The organism is Mesorhizobium sp. M2A.F.Ca.ET.037.01.1.1 (assembly GCF_003998075.1).
Taxonomy (GTDB): Bacteria; Pseudomonadota; Alphaproteobacteria; order Rhizobiales; family Rhizobiaceae; genus Mesorhizobium.
On record NZ_RZSA01000896.1, the window covers coordinates 1 to 2,713 of the forward strand.

Annotated in this window: 2 protein-coding genes; both read left to right on the top strand. The window is 60.3% G+C overall.

Translation table 11 applies throughout. The features are described 5' to 3' along the window. Nucleotides 1-128: 128 nt before the first annotated feature. A complete protein-coding gene (clpP, locus tag EOA27_RS30915) occupies nt 129-764 on the top strand; it encodes an ATP-dependent Clp endopeptidase proteolytic subunit ClpP (protein WP_126082438.1) in 636 nt (211 codons plus the stop codon). 291 nt (nt 765-1,055) lie between these two features. Continuing rightward, entirely contained in the window at nt 1,056-2,330 is a 1,275-nt protein-coding gene (gene clpX, locus EOA27_RS30920) for an ATP-dependent Clp protease ATP-binding subunit ClpX (protein WP_040981372.1), read from the top strand. Nucleotides 2,331-2,713 lie beyond the last annotated feature (383 nt).

Below are 2,713 nucleotides of genomic sequence, written 5' to 3' on the forward strand. Positions count from 1 at the left end.
GGCTAGGAGAGGCGGCCTTGCGCTAGGGTGAGCCGGCATCCTATTTAGGTCGTAACCGATCCAGAACGATTCCGCGCCATTGCTCGTATAACAAGGTGCCGGAAATCCATCTCCAACAAGGGTAGTCCATGAAGAACCCCGTTGAAACCTACATGAACCTCGTTCCGATGGTGGTCGAGCAGACCAATCGCGGCGAGCGCGCCTATGACATTTTCTCGCGCCTCTTGAAGGAACGCATCATCTTCATCACCGGTCCGGTCGAGGACGGGATGGCGACGCTGGTTTGTGCACAGCTTTTGTTCCTCGAGGCGGAGAACCCCAAGAAGGAAATCAACCTCTACATCAATTCGCCGGGCGGCGTCGTCACCTCGGGCATGGCGATCTACGACACCATGCAGTTCATCAAACCGGCCGTGTCGACGCTCTGCATCGGTCAGGCCGCCTCGATGGGGTCGCTGCTTCTGACCGCCGGCCACAAGGACATGCGTTTCGCCACGCCGAACGCCCGGATCATGGTCCACCAGCCGTCCGGTGGCTTCCAGGGTCAGGCGTCGGACATCGAACGTCATGCGCAGGACATCATCAAGCTGAAGCGCCGCTTGAACGAGGTCTATGTCAAGCATACCGGCAAGAGCTATGAGGAGATCGAGCGGACGCTCGACCGCGACCACTTCATGACCGCGGACGAGGCCCGGGATTTCGGTCTGATCGACAAGGTCATCTCGAGCCGCGAGGCCGCCGAGACAGCCACGGCTTCAGCCTGATTTCGGCAACAAACGACAGCATAACTCGGTTTTGGCGCGGCTTGCGGCATTTCGGCCACATTTGGCTGTTCCCTCAGGCGTTGGGATTGCCTACGTTAAGGCTATGTTGATTTTCGACGGCTTAGCTTTGAATGGGGTTGCAGCGAATCATTGCCGCGTTTTCTGATTTCGTGTTTCGTACAGAATGCGCTGTGTGAGCCGGGACACTGGCGGGGGCGGATTCCCGCGATAGATTGGTGAGACGTCACTGAAAGCCAGACCATCGGCGGGCGTTGGTGAAAGGACAGAAAAATGAGCAAGGTCAGCAACGGCGGCGGTGATTCAAAGAACACGCTTTACTGCTCGTTTTGCGGCAAGAGCCAGCACGAAGTCCGCAAGCTGATCGCCGGACCGACCGTCTTCATCTGCGACGAGTGCGTCGAGCTCTGCATGGACATCATCCGCGAGGAGAACAAGACCTCGATGGTGAAGTCGCGCGAGGGCGTGCCGACCCCGCAGGAGATCCTCAAGGTCCTCGACGACTATGTCATCGGCCAGCCCTACGCCAAGCGCGTGCTGTCGGTGGCGGTGCACAACCACTACAAGCGCCTCGCGCATGCCGGCAAGAACAACGACGTCGAGCTGGCAAAGTCGAACATCCTGCTGATCGGCCCGACCGGCTGCGGCAAGACGCTGCTGGCGCAGACGCTCGCCCGCATCATCGACGTGCCCTTCACCATGGCCGACGCCACGACGCTGACCGAGGCAGGCTATGTCGGCGAGGACGTCGAGAACATCATCCTGAAGCTGTTGCAGTCGGCCGACTACAATGTCGAGCGCGCCCAGCGCGGCATCGTCTATATCGATGAAATCGACAAGATCTCGCGCAAGTCGGACAATCCCTCGATCACCCGCGACGTGTCGGGCGAGGGCGTTCAGCAGGCGCTTCTGAAGATCATGGAAGGCACGGTCGCCTCGGTGCCGCCGCAGGGTGGCCGCAAGCATCCGCAGCAGGAGTTCCTGCAGGTCGACACCGCCAACATCCTGTTCATCTGCGGCGGCGCCTTCGCGGGCCTCGACAAGATCATCTCGGATCGCGGCCGCAAGACCTCGATCGGCTTCGGCGCGACCGTGGCCTCGCCGGAGGATCGCCGCACCGGCGACCTGTTCCGCCAGGTCGAGCCCGAGGATCTGCTGAAATTCGGCCTGATCCCGGAATTCGTCGGCCGTCTGCCGGTCCTGGCGACGCTGGAAGACCTCGATGAGCCGGCGCTGATCCAGATCCTGACGGAGCCGAAGAACGCGCTGGTCAAGCAGTATCAGCGGCTGTTCGAGATGGAGAATGTCGATCTGACCTTCCACGAGAACGCGCTGTCGGCGATCGCCAAGCGCGCGATCGAGCGGAAGACCGGCGCGCGCGGCCTGCGCTCCATCATGGAAGCGATCCTGCTCGATACGATGTTCGAGCTTCCGGCGCTGGAAGGCGTGCGCGAAGTGGTGATTTCGGAAGAGGTGGTGTCCGGCAACGCAAGGCCGCTCTACATATATTCCGAGCAGAAGGAAAAGAAGGGCAATGTCAGCGCCTGAAATGGCACTGGACCCGTCATTTTCATGGAACGGCGCCCGCGTGGCGCCGTTTTGCTGTCAACGGGGCGCGGATATGCGATGGAACGGGTCGAGCGACAGTGTTAACCCTTGATCTTTGCCCCGGCTGCATCCACCTAACAGCAGAAGGCCGAGGCGCCGAATTCTGTGCTGTAAAACTCCCGTCACAAACGGTGGTAGGCGGAACGACACTCGGTCGTTAATATGAGATTCGCGGTTGGCTAAAATAAGCGGCCGCGACATGAAAGGTTGGACAATGGCCAAGATATCCAAGGCTTCCGGCGACGGCGTTTTCGCAGTCCTCCCACTGCGCGATATCGTCGTGTTCCCGCATATGATCGTGCCGCTCTTCGTGGGCCGTGAAA

What these genes read in the sequence shown, in the direction of transcription:
- clpX (WP_040981372.1), top strand. Translation starts at nt 1,056, where the DNA reads ATGAGCAAGGTCAGCAACGGCGGCGGTGATTCAAAGAACACGCTTTAC.
- clpP (WP_126082438.1), top strand. Translation starts at nt 129, where the DNA reads ATGAAGAACCCCGTTGAAACCTACATGAACCTCGTTCCGATGGTGGTC.